Here is a 15,377-nt window from a genome sequence, read left to right as displayed (position 1 = left end):
AATGCTGGCACGCAACGCGGAGTCGCTGTACTGGATCGGCCGGTACGTCGAACGCGCGGACGACACCTCCCGCATCCTCAACGTCTCGGTCCACCAGCTGCTGGAGGACGCGACCGTCGACCCGGACCACGCGAGCCGGCAGCTGCTGGCCGTCCTGGGCATCGACCCGGAGGGCACGGAGTCCCTCGACGTGTGGAAGCTGACCGAGCTGGTGGCGTACGGGAAGGACAACCCGGCGTCGATCGTCGGGTCGATCAACTCGGCGCGCGAGAACACCCGCGGCGCCCGCGAAGTCGTCTCGACCGAGCTGTGGGAATGCCTGAACGCGACGTGGAACGCGGTGCCCGACCGGCAGCGCTACGCCCGGCGCGCCGGGCCGCACGCGTTCCTGTCGTTCGTGGAGGAGCGCGCGGCGATGTTCGCCGGGCTCGCCGACTCGACGATGAGCCGCGACGACGGCTGGCTGTTCATGGTGCTCGGCCGCTCGATCGAACGCGCCGACATGGTCGTGCGGCTGCTGCTGTCCCGGGTCGCGGACCGCGCGTCTTCGCCGGGCTGGATCACGGTGCTGCGCTCGGCCGGCGCGCAGGACACGTACCTGCGCACCTACCGCGGCGCGCTCGACGCCGGCCGCGTCGTGCAGTTCCTGTTGCGGGACACGCTCTTCCCGCGCTCGGTGTTCCACGCCCTGCGCCAGGCGGAGGACTGCCTGCAGCGGCTCGACCCGGGCGGCGGCGCGCGCACGAACGAGAAGTCCGAGGCGCTGCGCCAGCTCGGCCGGGCCCGCAGCGAGCTGGAGTTCCTCCGCCCGTCGGACCTCCTGACCGACCTGCCGCGCCGGCTCGGGGCGTTGCAGACGTCGATCAAGGAGATCGGCGAAGCGGTGTCGATGCAGTACTTCAGCACGTCGCCGTGGGTGGCGTGGAGCGGCGCGGAGGTTTCGCTGTGACCTGGCAGCTGCGGGTGGCGCACCGGACGGGGTACCGGTACGCGACGCCGGCGACGCAGTCGTACAACGAGGCCCGGCTGACCCCGCGCTCGGACCGCCGCCAGACGACGGTCGCGACGCGCATCGAGACGACGCCGGCGACCCGCGCCTACCGGTACACGGACTACTGGGGCACGGTCGTGACGTCGTTCGACCTCCACGCGCCGCACACGGAGTTCACGGTGCTCGCGACGTCGGTGGTCGAGACGGCGGACGAAGCCGAGCCGATCCGCGCGGCGTCGTGGCGGGACCTGCGCAGCGAAACGGTGATCGACCACCGGACCGAGTACCTGACGCCGACCGACTACACCCCGCGTGACGTCACGTTGGCGCGCGAGGCGCGCGAGCTGCGCCGGGGCCTGGACCCGGCGGACGCCGTGCTCGCGGTCTGCGAGTGGGTGAACAAGCAGCTGAAGTACCAGCCGGGCACGACGGGCGTCCACTCGACGGCGACCGACGCGTGGCAGGCGCGCGAAGGCGTCTGCCAGGACTTCGCGCACGTGACGCTGGTGATGCTGCGCGCCATCGGCGTCCCGGCCCGGTACGTCTCCGGCTACCTGCACACGAAGCCGGACGGGAAGCTCGGCGAGGTGGTGGAGGGCGAGTCGCACGCCTGGGTCGACGTCTGGACGGGCGGCTGGTGGGCGTACGACCCGACGAACGCGATCCCGGTCGGGCCGCGGCACGTGTGGGTGGCGATGGGCCGGGACTACGCGGACGTGGCGCCGCTGAAGGGCATCTTCACCGGCGGCGGCCAGTCCACTTTGGACGTCTCGGTCCAGCTGACCCGGCTGGGCTAGGCCGTGCGGCGGGCGGTGAGCAGCCAGATCAGGTACGCGCCGCCCAACGCCGCCGCCACCACGCCCACCGGGAGCAGCGACGCCGACAGGATCCGTTGCCCCAGGTAGTCGGCCGCCACGACCAGCGCCGCGCCCGTCAACGCCGATGCCGTCAGGTTCGGCCCGGGACGACGGGTCAGGCGCCGGGCCAGCTGCGGGGCCGCCAGTGCGACGAACGGGATCGGGCCGGACACCGCCGTCGCCACGGCGACCAGGCCCACCGCCAGCAGCAACGCCGTCGTGCGGACCCGGGGGACCGCGACGCCGGTCGCCGTCGCCGCGTCGTCGCCCATCTCGAGCATCTTCAGGGCCCGGCTGTGCAGGAGGATCGGCGGAGCCAGCAGCGCCACGGCCACCGCGATCGGCACGAAGTAGCTCCAGTCGCGGCCGGCCAGGTCGCCGGTCAGCCAGCCGACCGCCTGCTGCGCACCCTCGAGGTTCGCGCGCACCAGCAGGGAGGAGTTCACGCCGACCAGCACCGCCGACACCGCGATGCCCAGCAGCACCAGCCGGGAGCTGCGCAGGCCGTGCGGGGCGCAGAGGGCCGCGATCACCGCCGTCGTCAGCAGGCCGCCGCCGATCGCGCCGAACGCGACCAGGGCCGGGGCGCCGCCGAAGAAGACGATCACCGTGATGCCGCCCGTGGCCGAGCCCGTCGTGAAGCCGATGACGTCCGGGCTGCCCAGCGGGTTGCGCGTCAGCGTCTGGAACACCGCGCCGGCCAGCGCGAGGGCCACGCCGACGAACACCGCGACCAGCGCCCGCGGGAGGCGGCCCATCACCACCAGGTACTGCGGCTTGGTGCCCTGTCCGGCGAGGGTCCGGAGCACCTCGCCCGGCGTCATCTCGTAGTCGCCGGTGCCGACCGACAGCACCACCAGGACCAGCGCCACCAGCACCAGGGCGCCGAACACCAGCGCGCGGCGGGTCATCGGCGCACCGCCTTGAGCCGCCGGGCCACGACGACGAAGGCGACGCCGCCCACGACGTCGGTCATCACGCCGACCTGGATCTCGCCACTGCCGCCCAGCAACCGGCCCAGGACGTCACACCCCAGCAGCAGCACCGGCCCGAACACCGCCGACAGCGGCAGCACCCACCGCTCGTCCTGGCCGACCAGCAGCCGCACGACGTGCGGGATCATCAGCCCCACGAACGCGATCGGCCCGCACGCCGCGGTCGCGACCGCCGCCAGCAGCCCGACGGCGACCATCCCCGCCAGCCGCGTCGACGCCGGGTTCGCGCCGAGGCCGCGGGCGGTGTCCTCGCCGAGCGCCAGCACGTTCAGCGGACGCGCGAGCAGCGCGGCCAGCACCAGGGCGAGCGCGAAGAACGGCAGCAGCCCGGCCACGCTGTCCAGGCCGCGGTTGACCAGCGAGCCGACCAGCCAGTACCGCATCCGGTCGAGGTTGTGGGTGTTGATCAGCTGCATGCCCTGGTTGATCCCGACGAACACCGCCTGCACGGCGACGCCGGCCAGGACCAGCCGGATCGGGCTGCGGTTGCCGCCGATCGCCGTCACCAGCGCGGTGCCGGCCAGTGCCCCGGCGAAGGCGAACCAGATCAGCTGCCCGGGCTCGGTGATCGAAAACACGGCGCTGCCGAGCACGATCGCGACGGCGGCGCCGTGGTTGATGCCGAGCATGCCGGGGTCGGCCACGGGGTTGCGGGTGATCGCCTGCAGCAGCGCGCCGGCCAGGCCCAGCGCGACGCCGACCCCCAGCCCGACCAGGGTGCGGGGGAGCCGGTTGTCGCGGATCACGACGTCTTCGTAGCTGCCGCTGTAGGCGAACAGACCGTGCAGGACGGTGCCGAGCGAAAGCCGGTTGGAGCCGAAGCCGATCGACAGCAGCACGACCGCGACGAGCGCGATCATGGCGCTGACCAGCACCAGCGTCTTCGTCGAGACGCTGGTTCGGCGTTCCGTGATCTGGACCATGGCCATAAATGTAAGGCAAGGCTAGCCTCACAAACCATGAACCTCCTCCAGTCGCGGCTGTCCCGCCGCGGATTCCTCGCCGGCACCGCGGCGATGGGCCTGCTCACCGCCTGCGGCTACACCGAAGACAAGGCGTCCGGCAGCGCCACGACGTGGTCGTTCACCGACGACCGCGGCCGGAAGCTCGACGGCGCCCGGCCCGCCCGGATCGTCGCGCAGGTGACGGCGGCCGCCGCGCTCTGGGACTTCGGCGTCAAGTCGGTCGGGATCTTCGGACCCTCGAAGCTGGCCGACGGCAAGCCGGATCCGCAGGCCGGCGGCGTGGACCTGGGCGCCGTGACGTCGCTGGGGAACGTGTGGAACGAGTTCAACTTCGACAAGTTCGTCGGCCTCGACCCGGACCTGCTGGTCAGCGTCATGTACCTGGAGAACGAGCTCTGGTACGTCCCGGAGACCCAGGCGGACAAGATCGACAAGGCCGCCCCGAGCGTCGGGCTGTCCCTTCAGGACATCGCCATGCCGGAGGGCATCACGAAGTTCGCGAACCTGGCGAAGTCCCTCGGCGCGGACGTCGAGACGGACGCCGTGAAGCAGGCGAAAGCGGGCTTCGACCAGGCCGATGCCGCGCTCGGGGAGGCGATCGAGAAGACGTCCGGGCTGAAGGTGCTGCTCGTCTCGGCGCAGAAGGACACCTGCTACGTCGCCGCCGCGCCCAAGTTCGCGACGTCGAAGCACTACCAGAACAAGGGCATGACGTTCGTGCCGCCGGAGAAGCCGGACGAGAGCCAGGGCGGCTACTACGAGCAGGTGAGCTGGGAGAACATCGGCAAGTACACCGCCGACGTCATCATGTACGACGCCCGCGGCGGCTCGCTGTCCCTCGGCCCGGACGGCCTCGGCGGCGTCCCGACCTGGCAGCAGCTGCCCGCGGTGAAGGCCGGACGGTTGATCGCGTGGAACAACGAGACGCCGTTCTCCTACCAGCGCTTCACGCCGGAACTGACCAAGCTCACGGAGACGCTGAACAAGTTCGCGTGAGCACGCCGGGAAGGGCGCACCTGCCGTCGGGGCAGGTGCGCCCTTTCGCGATGCTCAACCGCGGGCGTGGGCGTCCAGGATGTGCGCGACGGCCTCGGTGACCTGCTGCGCGTAGTCCAGGTGCAGCCACTCGTCCGGCACGTGGATGTTCGAGTCGGCCCCGCACGCGCCGGTGACCAGGAACTGGGCTTCCGGGTACTTCCGCGAGAGCAGGCCCATGAACGGGATCGAGCCGCCCATGCCGGTCGCGCGGTGCGGGCGGCCGAACACCTCGTCGCTGACCGTGCGCAGGGCGGTCGTCAGCCACGGCGCCTCGGCCGGCGCGTTCCAGCCGTTCTCCGCCTGAGGCGAGTCGAGCGTGACCTTCGCGCCGTACGGAACGTCCGTGGTCAGGACCCGCTTCACGGCTTCGAGCGCCTTCTCGGCGTCAGCCGTCGGCGGGAGCCGGAAGCTCAGGGTGAGGGTGGTGCTCTCGCGGAGCACGTTGCCGGCGTCGGCGGGCTTCGGGAAACCGTCGGCGCCGATCACCGACAGCGTCGGGCGCCACGCGTTGTTGAGCATCAGCTCCAGCGCGTCCTCGGTGATCACGCGGCCGCCTTCGACCAGCGGGAACGCCTTCGCCAACGCCTCGGGGAAGTCCTGCGAGACGGCCTCGAGCTCGGCGAGCCGGTCGGCCGGGACGTCGACCTTCAGCTCGTCCAGCAGCAGTTCGCCGGTCGCGCTGTCCTCGAGCCGCTCGACCAGGTGCCGCAGGATCCGGAACGAGCTCGCGACCACGCCGCTCGCGACGCCGGAGTGCTGCGCCGAGCCCAGCAGCTGCACGGTGACGTCGAGGTGCAGCATCCCGCGCAGGCTCGTGACCAGCCACAACCGCTCGTAGTCGCTGCCGCCGGCGTCCAGGCAGACGACCAGCGAGACCTCGCCGATCCGGTCGGCCAGGTGCTCGACGTAGGCGGGCAGGTCGGGGCTGCCGGACTCCTCGCCGGTCTCCAGCAGCACCACGATGCGGGCGTGCTCGCCGCCGGCCGCGTGGACGGCTTCGATCGCCGTCGTCGCCGCGTAGCCGGAGTAGCCGTCGTCGACGGACCCGCGGCCGTACAACCGGCCGTCGCGGATCACCGGGGTCCACGGGCCGAGGCCCTCGGACCAGCCGCCGACCGGGGGCTGCTTGTCGAGGTGGCCGTACATCAGGACGGTGCCCTTGTCCGCCGCGCCCGGGGTCGCCGGGACGTCGACGAGCAACAGGGGGGTCCGGTCTTCGAGCTGCACGACCTCCAGCGTCGCGCCGGGCAGCTCGCGCCCGGCGATCCACTCGCGGACGTGGTCGACGGCGGCGGCGAGGTGGCCGCTCTTCGCCCAGTCGGCGTCGAAGGCCGGGGACAGGGCGGGGATGGCCACCAGCCCGGACAAACTCGGGGTGACGTCGTTGATCCAGGCGGACACGACGGATTCACGGACGGATTTCTGCTCCACGTGGCCCATCGTGCCACGCTGGGACAACGGGGCTTCGTCCCGAGCCGGGGGCTCCGCCACCCGGACCCCCCGAAAGCCGCAGGTCCGGCCGTGCGGCACATCACAACGGCGTCGCCCGCCCGGGCGACCACGCATCCGCACGGCCGCGTGCCCGTGCGGCCACGCCTGGTGAGCGCGCGGACCGGCGCCCTACTCTCGTAGGTCCGATGCTCGGGCTTCCTAGCGTTTCCCCAGTTCAGGGCCCCTTTCTCAGCAACAAATCAGCATCCGTCACTCACCAAAGCGTGGACCTTCGTGCCAGGATGTCGGCGTGAACCGTCAACGCCGACGGTGACCGAGCGCTTCGGAGACCCGGAACGCTGGTCCCCGCCGGTGCAGTCGCTGTGGTCGCCACAAGCGGCCGCCAGAGGCACCGACACCAAGGAGTACAGCGCATGCCGTCCGAACAGTGGACGCACCCGGAGCCTGGAGACGGCCCCGCCGCGGTCGCGGCCCAGCCCTCCCCCGAACAGGTGATCGCCGGATTGCGAGCAACCAGCGAAGGTGGCGCTGAGCTGACTCAGCTGCTCACCCCCGAAGGCGAACGGGTCCCCTCGCCGCAGTTCGACAAGTACGTCGAGGACGTCGACGCCGAAGCGCTGCGCGGCCTGTACCGCGACATGGTGCTGGTGCGGCGGGCCGACCGCGAGGCGAACGCGATGCAGCGCCAGGGCCAGCTCGGCATCTGGGTCCCGCTGCTCGGCCAGGAGGCCGCGCAGATCGGCTCCGGCCGCGCGCTGAGGAAGAACGACATGGCGTTCCCCAGCTACCGCGAACACGGCGTCGCGTACGCGCGCGGGGTCGACATGAAGGACCTGCTCGGCATCTTCCGGTGCACGGACCACAGCGGCTGGGACTACCAGGGCCACGGCTTCCACCCGTACACCATCGTGATCGGCAACCAGGTGCTCAACGCCGCCGGCTACGCGATGGGCCAGAAGTTCGAGGGCAAGGTCGGCGACGACGACGGCGAAGCGACCATCTGCTACTTCGGCGACGGCGCCACTTCGCAGGGTGACGTGCACGAGGGCTTCGTCTGGGCCGCCGTCTACGACGCGCCGCTCGTGTTCTTCTGCCAGAACAACCAGTGGGCGATCTCCGAGCCGACCGAGCGCCAGTCGCGCCTGCCGCTGTACCAGCGCGCCCGCGGCTACGGCTTCCCCGGCATCCGCGTCGACGGCAACGACGTCCTGGCCTGCCTCGCGGTGTCCCGCTGGGCGCTCGACGAGTGCCGCCACGGCAACGGCCCGGTGCTGATCGAGGCGTTCACCTACCGGATGGACGCGCACACGACGACCGACGACCCCTCCCGCTACCGGCTCTCCGACGAGCTGGAGGAGTGGAAGCTCAAGGACCCGATCGAGCGCGTCCGCGCGTTCCTGGCCCGCGGCGGCTACGCCGACCAGGCGTTCTTCGACAGCGTCCAGGCCGACGCCGACGCCTTCGCCGCCGACCTGCGCGAGTACACGTTCAACATGCCGGAGCCGCCGCCGGAGAGGATCTTCAGCAACGTCTACGCCGAGGGCAACCCGGTGCTGGACGCGCAGCGCGAAGAGTTCCTGTCCTACCTCGACGGCTTCGTATCGGCGGGTGAGCACTGATGACCGACCTCCAGAAACTCACCATCGGCAAGGCGCTCAACCTCGGCCTGCGCCGCGCGATGGAAGAAGACCCCAAGGTCCTGATCATGGGTGAGGACGTCGGCAAGCTCGGCGGCGTCTTCCGGATCACCGACGGCCTCCAGAAGGACTTCGGCGAGCAGCGCGTGCTGGACACGCCGCTGGCGGAGTCGGGCATCATCGGCACCGCGGTCGGCCTGGCCGTGCGCGGGTTCCGGCCGGTGTGCGAGATCCAGTTCGAGGGCTTCATCTTCCCGGGCTTCGACCAGATCTCCTCGCAGCTGGCGAAGCTGCACTACCGGACGCAGGGCAAGATCAAGATGCCGGTCGTGATCCGGGTGCCCTTCGGCGGCGGGATCGGCGCGGTCGAGCACCACTCGGAGTCGCCGGAGTCCCTGTTCGCGCACATCCCGGGCCTCAAGGTCGTGTCCATTTCGAACGCCGTCGACGCCTACTGGGGCATCCAGCAGGCGATCAAGTCCGACGACCCGGTGCTGTTCTTCGAGCCGAAGCGGCTGTACCACTCGGGTGCGCTGCGGGCCGAGATCGACGTCGCCGGCACGCCCGTCTCGTGCTTCTCGTCGCAGGTCGTGCGCGAAGGCACGACGGCGACGGTCGTCGCGTACGGCCCGTCGGTGAAGGTCGCCCTCGACGCGGCCGCCGCGGCCGAGGACGAAGGCAAGTCCCTCGAGGTCATCGACCTGCGCACGCTCTCGCCGCTGGACCTCGGCCCGGTGTTCGAGTCGGTGCGCAAGACCGGACGGCTGATCGCGCTGTCGGAGGCGCCGTCCGAGTCGTCGCTGACGTCGGAAATCGCCGCGCGCGTCCAGCAGGAGTGCTTCTACTCGCTGGAAGCGCCCGTCCTCCGGGTGACCGGGTTCGACACGCCGTACCCGCCCGCCAAGCTCGAGGAGCACTACCTCCCCGACCTGGACCGGGTGCTGCACGCCGTCGACCGTTCACTGTCCTGGTAAGGGGGATTTCCGCGCGATGCCTACGTACAAACAGTTCCCCCTGGCCGACACGGCCGAGGGGCTGACCGAAGCCGACATCCTGTCCTGGCACGTGAAGCCGGGCGACACGGTGACGGTCAACCAGATCGTGGTCGAGATCGAGACCGCGAAGGCCGCCGTCGAGCTGCCGATCCCGTGGGCCGGGGTGGTCACGGAGCTGCACGTCGAGCCGGGGCAGACGGTGGAGGTCGGCACGCCGATCCTCACCATCGACGTCGACCCCGGCGGTGCGGCCGCGCTGGCTCCGGCTCCGGCTGCTGCTGCTGCTGCGCCGGTCGAAGAAGAAGAGATGAAGCCGCTGGTCGGCTACGGCTCCAAGGCCGTCGTCACGCAGCGGCGAGCTCGGAAGGGCGCTGCTCCGGCCGCCGCTGTTGCCGCACCCCCCGCGCCTCCCGCGCCTGCGCCCGCTCCGGTCGCAGCTCCGGCTCCGGCTCCGCGCGGCGGGTACGTCCCGCTGGCGAAGCCGCCGGTGCGGAAGCTGGCGAAGGATCTCGGCGTCGACCTGCACGCGCTGACCGGAACCGCCGACGGCGGCGTCATCACGCGTGAAGACGTCGAGCGGGCGGCCAACGGCTCCGCGGCCCCGGTGGCGGCTCCTGCATCCACTGTGGACAGCGGTTACGACCCGGCCACCCGCGAGCGGCGCGTGCCGATCAAGGGTGTCCGCAAGATGACCGCGGCCGCGATGGTGCAGAGCGCGTACACCGCTCCGCACGTCACGGAGTTCCTGACCATCGACGTCACGCCGATGATGGAGTTCCGCGAGAAGCTCAAGAAGTCGCGGGAGTTCGCCGGGGTCAAGGTCACGCCGCTGACGTTCGCGGCGAAGGCCGTGTGCCTGGCGGCGAAGCGCACCCCGGACATCAACGCGGTGTGGGACGAAGCGGCGCAGGAGATCGTCTACAAGGACTACGTGCACCTCGGGATCGCGGCCGCGACGCCGCGCGGCCTGATCGTGCCGAAGGTCCGCGACGCCGACTCGATGTCGCTGAAGGAGCTGGCGCAGGCGCTGACGACGCTGACCGACGTGGCCCGCGAGGGCAAGACGTCCCCGGCGGACATGGCGAACGGCACGATCACGATCACCAACGTGGGCGTGTTCGGCGTCGACACCGGCACGCCGATCATCAACCCGGGCGAGTCCGCGATCCTGTGCCTCGGCGCGATCAAGGACCAGCCGTGGGTGGTGGACGGCGAGATCAAGGTCCGCAAGGTCCTGCAGCTGTCGCTGAGCTTCGACCACCGCGTGGTCGACGGCCAGCAGGGCTCGGAGTTCCTGGCCGACGTCGGCGCACTGCTGGCCGACCCGGCCATGGCGATGACGTACTGAGTTCACGCAGGTAGAGGGCCGTCCCGGCATGTCGGGGCGGCCCTCTCCGCTTTCGCCGTCAGCATACTCGCTTGACGGAGTGAGCACTCACTCCGCACACTGGTGGCATGACACCAGCACCCGAAACCCGGCGGAGAGCGCCGGGCATGAGCGTCGAAGCCCGGCGCGCCATGATCGTGCACGCGGTGCTGCCCCTGCTCATCGAGCACGGAGGCACCGTCACCACGAGCCAGATCGCCCGCGCCGCCGGCATCGGCGAGGGCACCATCTTCCGCGCGTTCAAGGACAAGGACGAGCTGTTCGACGCCTGCACCGCCGAAGCCCTGCGTCCCGACCACGTCCTGGACGCCATTGCCGAGATCCCCGTCGACCAGTCCCTGGAAGACCGGCTCGTCGAGGCCGCCGAAGCGCTCGGCGCGCACCTCGAGCGGATGGGTGCGCTGATGGGCGCCCTGCACGCGTCCGGCCGCATCAAGCACCGTGACCCCGAGCAGCGCCTGCGGGGCAGCTGGAAGGGCGGCCGCCGGGAGTCGATGGCGGCCATGCGCGGCGCCATGACCGAGCTGTTCGAGCCGGAGAAGGACCGCCTGCGGCTGCCGCCCGAGCACCTGGCCGCGCTGTTCCTGACCATGCTGTTCAGCGGCCGCCGGATGGCCCCGGACGACGACGCGCCCACCACGCGCCAGGTGGTCGACGTCTTCCTGCACGGCGCCGTGGAGGCTCAGTGATCCCGGGCGGTGGGGGCGGCATGGAGTTCATGCTGGCTCGGCGAGGACGACGGCGGCACGCCTCGACGGTGCCGGAAAGCGGGCTCACCGGGCCGGTCGAGATCCCCGAGCCCAAGCCGGACGACCAGCCGAAAGACCTGCGCTCGCGGCTGAAGCGCGCGAAGACGTCCGTGGCGGGCACGGTCCGCGGCCTGCCGAAGGTCGTGAAGCTCACCTGGCAGGCCAGCCCGGTCCTGACCATCCTGCTGGCGCTGATCACGCTGCTGTCCGGCCTCCTGCCGACCGCGACCGCGTACATCGCGAAGCTCCTGCTCGACTCCGTCGTCGCGGCGATCCAGCACCGCGGCACGACGGCCGACATCGTGCACGTCGCGTTGTTCCAGTTCGGCGTGCTCGCCGCGACCGCGATCAGCAGCGCGCTGACGTCGATCGCGCAGTCGCTGCTGCAGGAGCGCATGACGCTGACCATCCGGCACCAGGTGATGGCGCACGCCAGCGAGCTGCACCTCGCGTACTTCGAAGGCTCGACGTCCTACGACATGCTGCGCCAGGCCGCGCAGGAGGCGCCGACGCGGCCGCTGTCGATGATGAACTCCGCGCTGGGGCTCGTGCGGACGCTGATCACGTTCGGCAGCATGGTCGCGCTGCTCGTCTCGATCAGCCCGCTGCTCGCGCTGGTCGCCCTGGTGGCGCCGATCCCGGCGTTCATCTCGCAATCGAAGTACGGCTCGCGCGCGTTCTGGCTGACGTTCCTGATGTCGCCGATCAAGCGGCGGATGGACTACCTGTCCTCGTTGGTCACGACGGACACCTACGCCAAGGAGACGAAGCTGTTCGGGCTCGGCCCGTACTTCGTCGACCGGTTCCGCCGGCTCGGCGTCGTCTCCTACGAGCGGCAGCGGAAGCTGACGATCAACCGCAACGTCAGCTCGACGTCCTGGGGGCTGCTGAGCACGCTCGCGGGGTCGGCGATCGCGCTGTACATCGCGCTGGAGGCGGTCGGCGGGCGGCTCACACTGGGCGACCTGGCGCTGTACACGGCCGCGGCGACGTCCGTGCAGACGTCGGTGTCCGGGCTGTTCACGGCGTTTTCCGGGATGTACGAGAACAACCTCTACCTCGACACGCTCTACCGGTTCCTGGACACGAAACCGGAGATCACCGCGCCGGCGTCGCCGCGCCCGATGCCGTCCACGGTGGAGGGACACATCGAGTTCGACTCGGTGACCTTCAGCTATCCGGGCGCGGAGGAACCGGCGCTGGACAACGTCAGCTTCGAGATCCGGCCCGGCGAGACGGTCGCGGTCGTTGGCCGCAACGGCGCGGGCAAGTCGACGCTGTTCAAGCTGCTCTGCCGGCTGTACGACCCGACCGGCGGCCGCATCCTGCTCGACGGCGTCGACATCCGCGAGTACGACCCGGTCGAGCTGCGGACGCGGATCAGCGCGATGTTCCAGGACTACGTGACGTACCAGGGCACGGCGTCGGAAAACATCGGCCTCGGCGACCTGACCCGGCTCGAGGACCGGCCGCACATCGAGGAGTCGGCGCGCCGCGCGGGCGCGGACGAGCGGATCGAGCGGCTGCCCCAGGGCTACGACAGCCCGCTCGGCCGCTGGTTCGACCAGGGCGTCAGCCTGTCCGGCGGCGAGTGGCAGAAGATCGCGCTGGCCAGGGCGTTCCTGCGGGAGGCGCCGCTGCTGATCCTCGACGAGCCGACGTCGGCCCTGGACGCGCAGGCCGAGCACGACTTGTTCTCGCGGCTGCGTTCGCTGTCGGAGGGCCGGACGACGCTGTACATCTCGCACCGGTTCTCGACCGTGCGGCAGGCGGAGCGGATCCTGTTGCTGGACCACGGGAAGGTCGCCGAGTACGGCACGCACGAGGAGCTGATGGCGGCGAAGGCAGGTTACGCCGAGCTGTTCACGCTCCAGGCGCAGGCGTACCTGGACGAAGTCCCGGGCTGAGCAACACCTTGCCGACGCCTTCACGGCTCTCGACGCGCGCGTGCGCCGCGGCGGCGTCGGCGAGGGGGTAGATCCGGTCGATGACGGGGGTCAGCGCGCCGTCCGCAACCTTCTTCGCCCCGGGCCACGCTCCGGCACGGACGAGTATCCCCCGAACGAACCACACCGGATCCGCCGTCTTTCGGGGACAATCGGGATGAGCTGCGCGAGGGGGAACCATGCGCTTGCCGGACACCGATCGAGCCTGCTTTCAGGAAGCCATGCTGTTGGCGTGCGCACTGGTCGGCAGCCATCCCAGTCACATCGAGAGTCGCCACCAGCTCGCCACCGAAGTCGAACACGCTGGTCTGAGCAATGCGTCGGTCCGCGTGCTGCACTACAACGGGTCTCACTTCTTGCGCGAAGATTGGATCGAGGTTCGCGCGGACGGCTCCGGCCGCCACCACGACACTGCCCCGCCCGGTTCCGAAACGTGGCCCACCGTGCACCTCGACGAGGCTCACACTCCCGCACGGGACAGGCTGGTGGTGCTGACCGAACGCGCGGACCGGCTCCCGGCGACCACTCGCGCCGTAACGGACGGCCTCGACTTCCTCCACAACGCGCTGGCGATCACCGCGGCCGGTGCTGTTCCGCCGATCCGCGCGACCCTCCGTTCCTTCGGCAAAAGCCACCATTTCGTCGACCGGATAGGGGCGAGCGCCGACCCGGTCGCGGCAGTTGCCGACGAGTCCGCCCGGCTGGCAGAGCTGCTCCACACCGCCCGCGAACGCGGGCAAGTCGACGGCGTCACGGCGGCCGAGGTAGTGATCGCGATCGAGCTTCCGATGGCGATCGCGCAGGTCAGCGCCGAGGACGGGTTCGCGCGTTGGGTGCAGTACACGATGTTCTCTTGCTTGCAGATCGGCGAGTCGCCCCCCAACATCGGCCCCGTACTCGCGAAGGCGGTGCGAGAGGGTTTCGCGTCCGTCGTGAATGACCTCGCACACGCATTACTGGCCGAAGGCGAACGAATCCAACGAGCTGCGCTCGAACTGCAGCCGGCCAACCGAGTCCGGTTCGCCAAGGTGCTGTACGACGGCTACCCGACCCTGCTGGCCGCCCGCCAACTCGCGAAGAGCCTCGTCGATCTGCTTGCCCCGTCCGGCGGCGACACACCGTGGGCGAAGACGTTCTCCGTGGCCGACGAACGTTCGGTCCGCTTCATCGACGGGATGATCGAGCAGTGGGCGGACCTGGGCGAACACCGGCTGAACCGCGAGCGTGCGGAGATCGCACGAGCCAAGGCCGCCGGGGACAACCGACGGGTGCGGACCATTCTGGTGTCCGGCGAAGAAGCGCTACGTCGACCCAAGTCAGCGCGGTCTTTCCTACTCGGCGAGGTGAGCTCATGATCGACATTGAGGACTCGGCGGCGGCCATCGCCGACGAGCTGGGACCGAATCTGCCCCACCTGCAGCCCCCGGGCGAAAAGCGGTTCGACCCAGCGACGCTGGCGGTGGTAGTCGGCCTGTGGCTGCTGCGCAACGTAGCGGACGGCATCGCCGAAGGGATCAAGGAGCAGGCGAAGGAGGCTACGCAGTCGCTGCTGCAGCGGGTCACCGCCGCAATCACCCGCAGAGCCCGCCGCGACGTCCGCACGGCGATGGCTTCCGGTAGTAGCGACGCGGTGCTGGACGCAGCGAAGAAGGCTGCGGAGTCGGCCTGGGTGGAGGCCCGTGCTGCGCTGGCGACAGTGCCGGGTCAGGCCCGGTCAGCGCTCGCCGATGCGTCGGCCCGCGGGGCCGCCAACGCCCTGGTGGAGACCGGTTTACCGACCGAATCAGCGAACCGCGTCCACGCGGCACTCGACGCCGAAGTGAGCCGCCTCCTCGAGGACGGCTGAGCGGGCCGGGAGCAAATCGGACAGCTCGTTCGTTGTCCCGGTATGGCTGTCGCGTTCCTGCTGTATGTCTTCGCCGAGATCGCCGCGATCTGGGCGGTGGGCTCAGCCGTCGGCGTGCTCGGCACACTGGCCCTCCTCCTGGCCGGCGCCTTCCTGGGCTCCTGGCTGGCCCGCCGCGAAGGCGGCAAGGCCATGAGGGCGTTCACCTCGGCGGCCCGCTCGGGACGCCCAGCGGAGAAGGAACTGACCGACGGCATGCTGGTCGGGCTGGGCGGGGTGTTGATCCTGGTCCCGGGCTTCGTCAGCGACGTGCTCGGGCTGCTGCTGATCCTCCCGCCGTCCCGCGCGGTGGCTCGGAAGCTGTGGTTGAAGCGGATGGAGAAGCGAGCGGTGCGGTTCGCCAACCAGCGCCGAGGGCCGGTGATGGTGGTGGACAGCGAGGTGGTGCCGCCACAGGAGGAGCGCCGCCACGACCACCCGACGGTGATCGAAGGCCGGATCGTGGAGAACTGATCAGAC

15 protein-coding genes are annotated in these 15,377 nt (G+C 70.5%); 11 read left to right on the top strand and 4 right to left on the bottom strand.

The genetic code is table 11. The features are described from left to right. The first annotated feature begins 1 nt into the window (after position 1). Positions 2-949 (top strand): alpha-E domain-containing protein, encoded by a 948-nt coding sequence (locus tag ACH54P_RS30180; RefSeq protein ID WP_489906713.1) that lies wholly within the window; start codon positions 2-4, stop codon positions 947-949. Continuing rightward, positions 946-1,788 (top strand): transglutaminase family protein, encoded by an 843-nt coding sequence (locus ACH54P_RS30175; RefSeq protein ID WP_489906712.1) that lies wholly within the window; start codon positions 946-948, stop codon positions 1,786-1,788. Before ACH54P_RS30180 ends, ACH54P_RS30175 begins: the two co-directional genes overlap by 4 nt. Here the strand turns inward: ACH54P_RS30175 and ACH54P_RS30170 are convergent. Together ACH54P_RS30170 and ACH54P_RS30165 are read right to left on the bottom strand one after the other, a co-directional pair. Then, positions 1,785-2,759, bottom strand: coding sequence for a FecCD family ABC transporter permease (locus ACH54P_RS30170; RefSeq protein WP_489906711.1), 975 nt, complete (start codon positions 2,757-2,759; stop codon positions 1,785-1,787). The two genes, ACH54P_RS30175 and ACH54P_RS30170, sit on opposite strands and share 4 nt — an antisense overlap. Next, positions 2,756-3,766: a FecCD family ABC transporter permease gene (locus ACH54P_RS30165; RefSeq protein WP_489906710.1), complete on the bottom strand. Its 1,011-nt coding sequence runs from the start codon at positions 3,764-3,766 to the stop codon at positions 2,756-2,758. The genes ACH54P_RS30170 and ACH54P_RS30165 overlap by 4 nt, the downstream gene beginning before the upstream one ends. A 36-nt stretch (positions 3,767-3,802) precedes the next feature. On the opposite strand from ACH54P_RS30165, the gene ACH54P_RS30160 reads away from it, so the two are divergent. After that, on the top strand, positions 3,803-4,804 hold the full coding sequence (locus tag ACH54P_RS30160) for an ABC transporter substrate-binding protein (protein ID WP_489906709.1): 1,002 nt from the start codon (positions 3,803-3,805) through the stop codon (positions 4,802-4,804). Between the two features lie 54 nt (positions 4,805-4,858). On the opposite strand, the gene ACH54P_RS30155 is transcribed toward ACH54P_RS30160, so the two are convergent. Further along, on the bottom strand, positions 4,859-6,277 hold the full coding sequence (locus ACH54P_RS30155) for a M20/M25/M40 family metallo-hydrolase (RefSeq protein WP_489906708.1): 1,419 nt from the start codon (positions 6,275-6,277) through the stop codon (positions 4,859-4,861). Between the two features lie 434 nt (positions 6,278-6,711). Here ACH54P_RS30155 and pdhA point away from each other — a divergent pair, with 434 nt between their 5' ends. The 5 genes from pdhA to ACH54P_RS30130 all read left to right on the top strand — a co-directional run bounded on the left by pdhA (position 6,712) and on the right by ACH54P_RS30130 (position 12,973). Continuing rightward, positions 6,712-7,917 (top strand): pyruvate dehydrogenase (acetyl-transferring) E1 component subunit alpha, encoded by a 1,206-nt coding sequence (gene pdhA / locus ACH54P_RS30150; RefSeq protein ID WP_489906707.1) that lies wholly within the window; start codon positions 6,712-6,714, stop codon positions 7,915-7,917. Continuing rightward, on the top strand, positions 7,917-8,909 hold the full coding sequence (locus ACH54P_RS30145; protein ID WP_489906706.1) for an alpha-ketoacid dehydrogenase subunit beta: 993 nt from the start codon (positions 7,917-7,919) through the stop codon (positions 8,907-8,909). Before pdhA ends, ACH54P_RS30145 begins: the two co-directional genes overlap by 1 nt. 16 nt (positions 8,910-8,925) lie before the next feature. Next, positions 8,926-10,278 (top strand): dihydrolipoamide acetyltransferase family protein, encoded by a 1,353-nt coding sequence (locus ACH54P_RS30140; protein ID WP_489906705.1) that lies wholly within the window; start codon positions 8,926-8,928, stop codon positions 10,276-10,278. Positions 10,279-10,424: 146 nt separating this feature from the next. Beyond that, positions 10,425-11,006 carry a TetR/AcrR family transcriptional regulator gene (locus ACH54P_RS30135; RefSeq protein ID WP_489916716.1) on the top strand — a complete coding sequence of 194 codons (582 nt, stop codon included), beginning with the start codon at positions 10,425-10,427 and terminating at the stop codon, positions 11,004-11,006. 20 nt (positions 11,007-11,026) lie between these two features. After that, positions 11,027-12,973, top strand: coding sequence for an ABC transporter ATP-binding protein (locus tag ACH54P_RS30130; RefSeq protein ID WP_489906704.1), 1,947 nt, complete (start codon positions 11,027-11,029; stop codon positions 12,971-12,973). Here ACH54P_RS30130 and ACH54P_RS30125 read toward each other — a convergent pair. Next, complete coding sequence (locus ACH54P_RS30125) at positions 12,930-13,193, bottom strand: zinc-binding dehydrogenase (protein ID WP_489916714.1); 264 nt, start codon at positions 13,191-13,193, stop codon at positions 12,930-12,932. The two genes, ACH54P_RS30130 and ACH54P_RS30125, sit on opposite strands and share 44 nt — an antisense overlap. Here ACH54P_RS30125 and ACH54P_RS30120 point away from each other — a divergent pair. Genes ACH54P_RS30120 through ACH54P_RS30110 form a run of 3 tightly spaced genes read left to right on the top strand, consistent with a single transcriptional unit; the run spans position 13,192 to position 15,371 of the window. After that, positions 13,192-14,367: a hypothetical protein gene (locus ACH54P_RS30120; protein WP_489906703.1), complete on the top strand. Its 1,176-nt coding sequence runs from the start codon at positions 13,192-13,194 to the stop codon at positions 14,365-14,367. The two genes, ACH54P_RS30125 and ACH54P_RS30120, sit on opposite strands and share 2 nt — an antisense overlap. Beyond that, a complete protein-coding gene (locus ACH54P_RS30115) occupies positions 14,364-14,858 on the top strand; it encodes a hypothetical protein (protein WP_489906702.1) in 495 nt (164 codons plus the stop codon). Before ACH54P_RS30120 ends, ACH54P_RS30115 begins: the two co-directional genes overlap by 4 nt. A 42-nt stretch (positions 14,859-14,900) precedes the next feature. Then, positions 14,901-15,371 carry an FxsA family protein gene (locus tag ACH54P_RS30110; RefSeq protein ID WP_489906701.1) on the top strand — a complete coding sequence of 157 codons (471 nt, stop codon included), beginning with the start codon at positions 14,901-14,903 and terminating at the stop codon, positions 15,369-15,371. The last annotated feature ends 6 nt before the right edge of the window (positions 15,372-15,377 follow it).

It is taken from the genome of Amycolatopsis sp. N2S4-7 (genome assembly GCF_058119595.1).
Note: the sequence above shows the minus strand (reverse complement) of the source record. Positions and strands in the feature narration are given on the sequence as shown.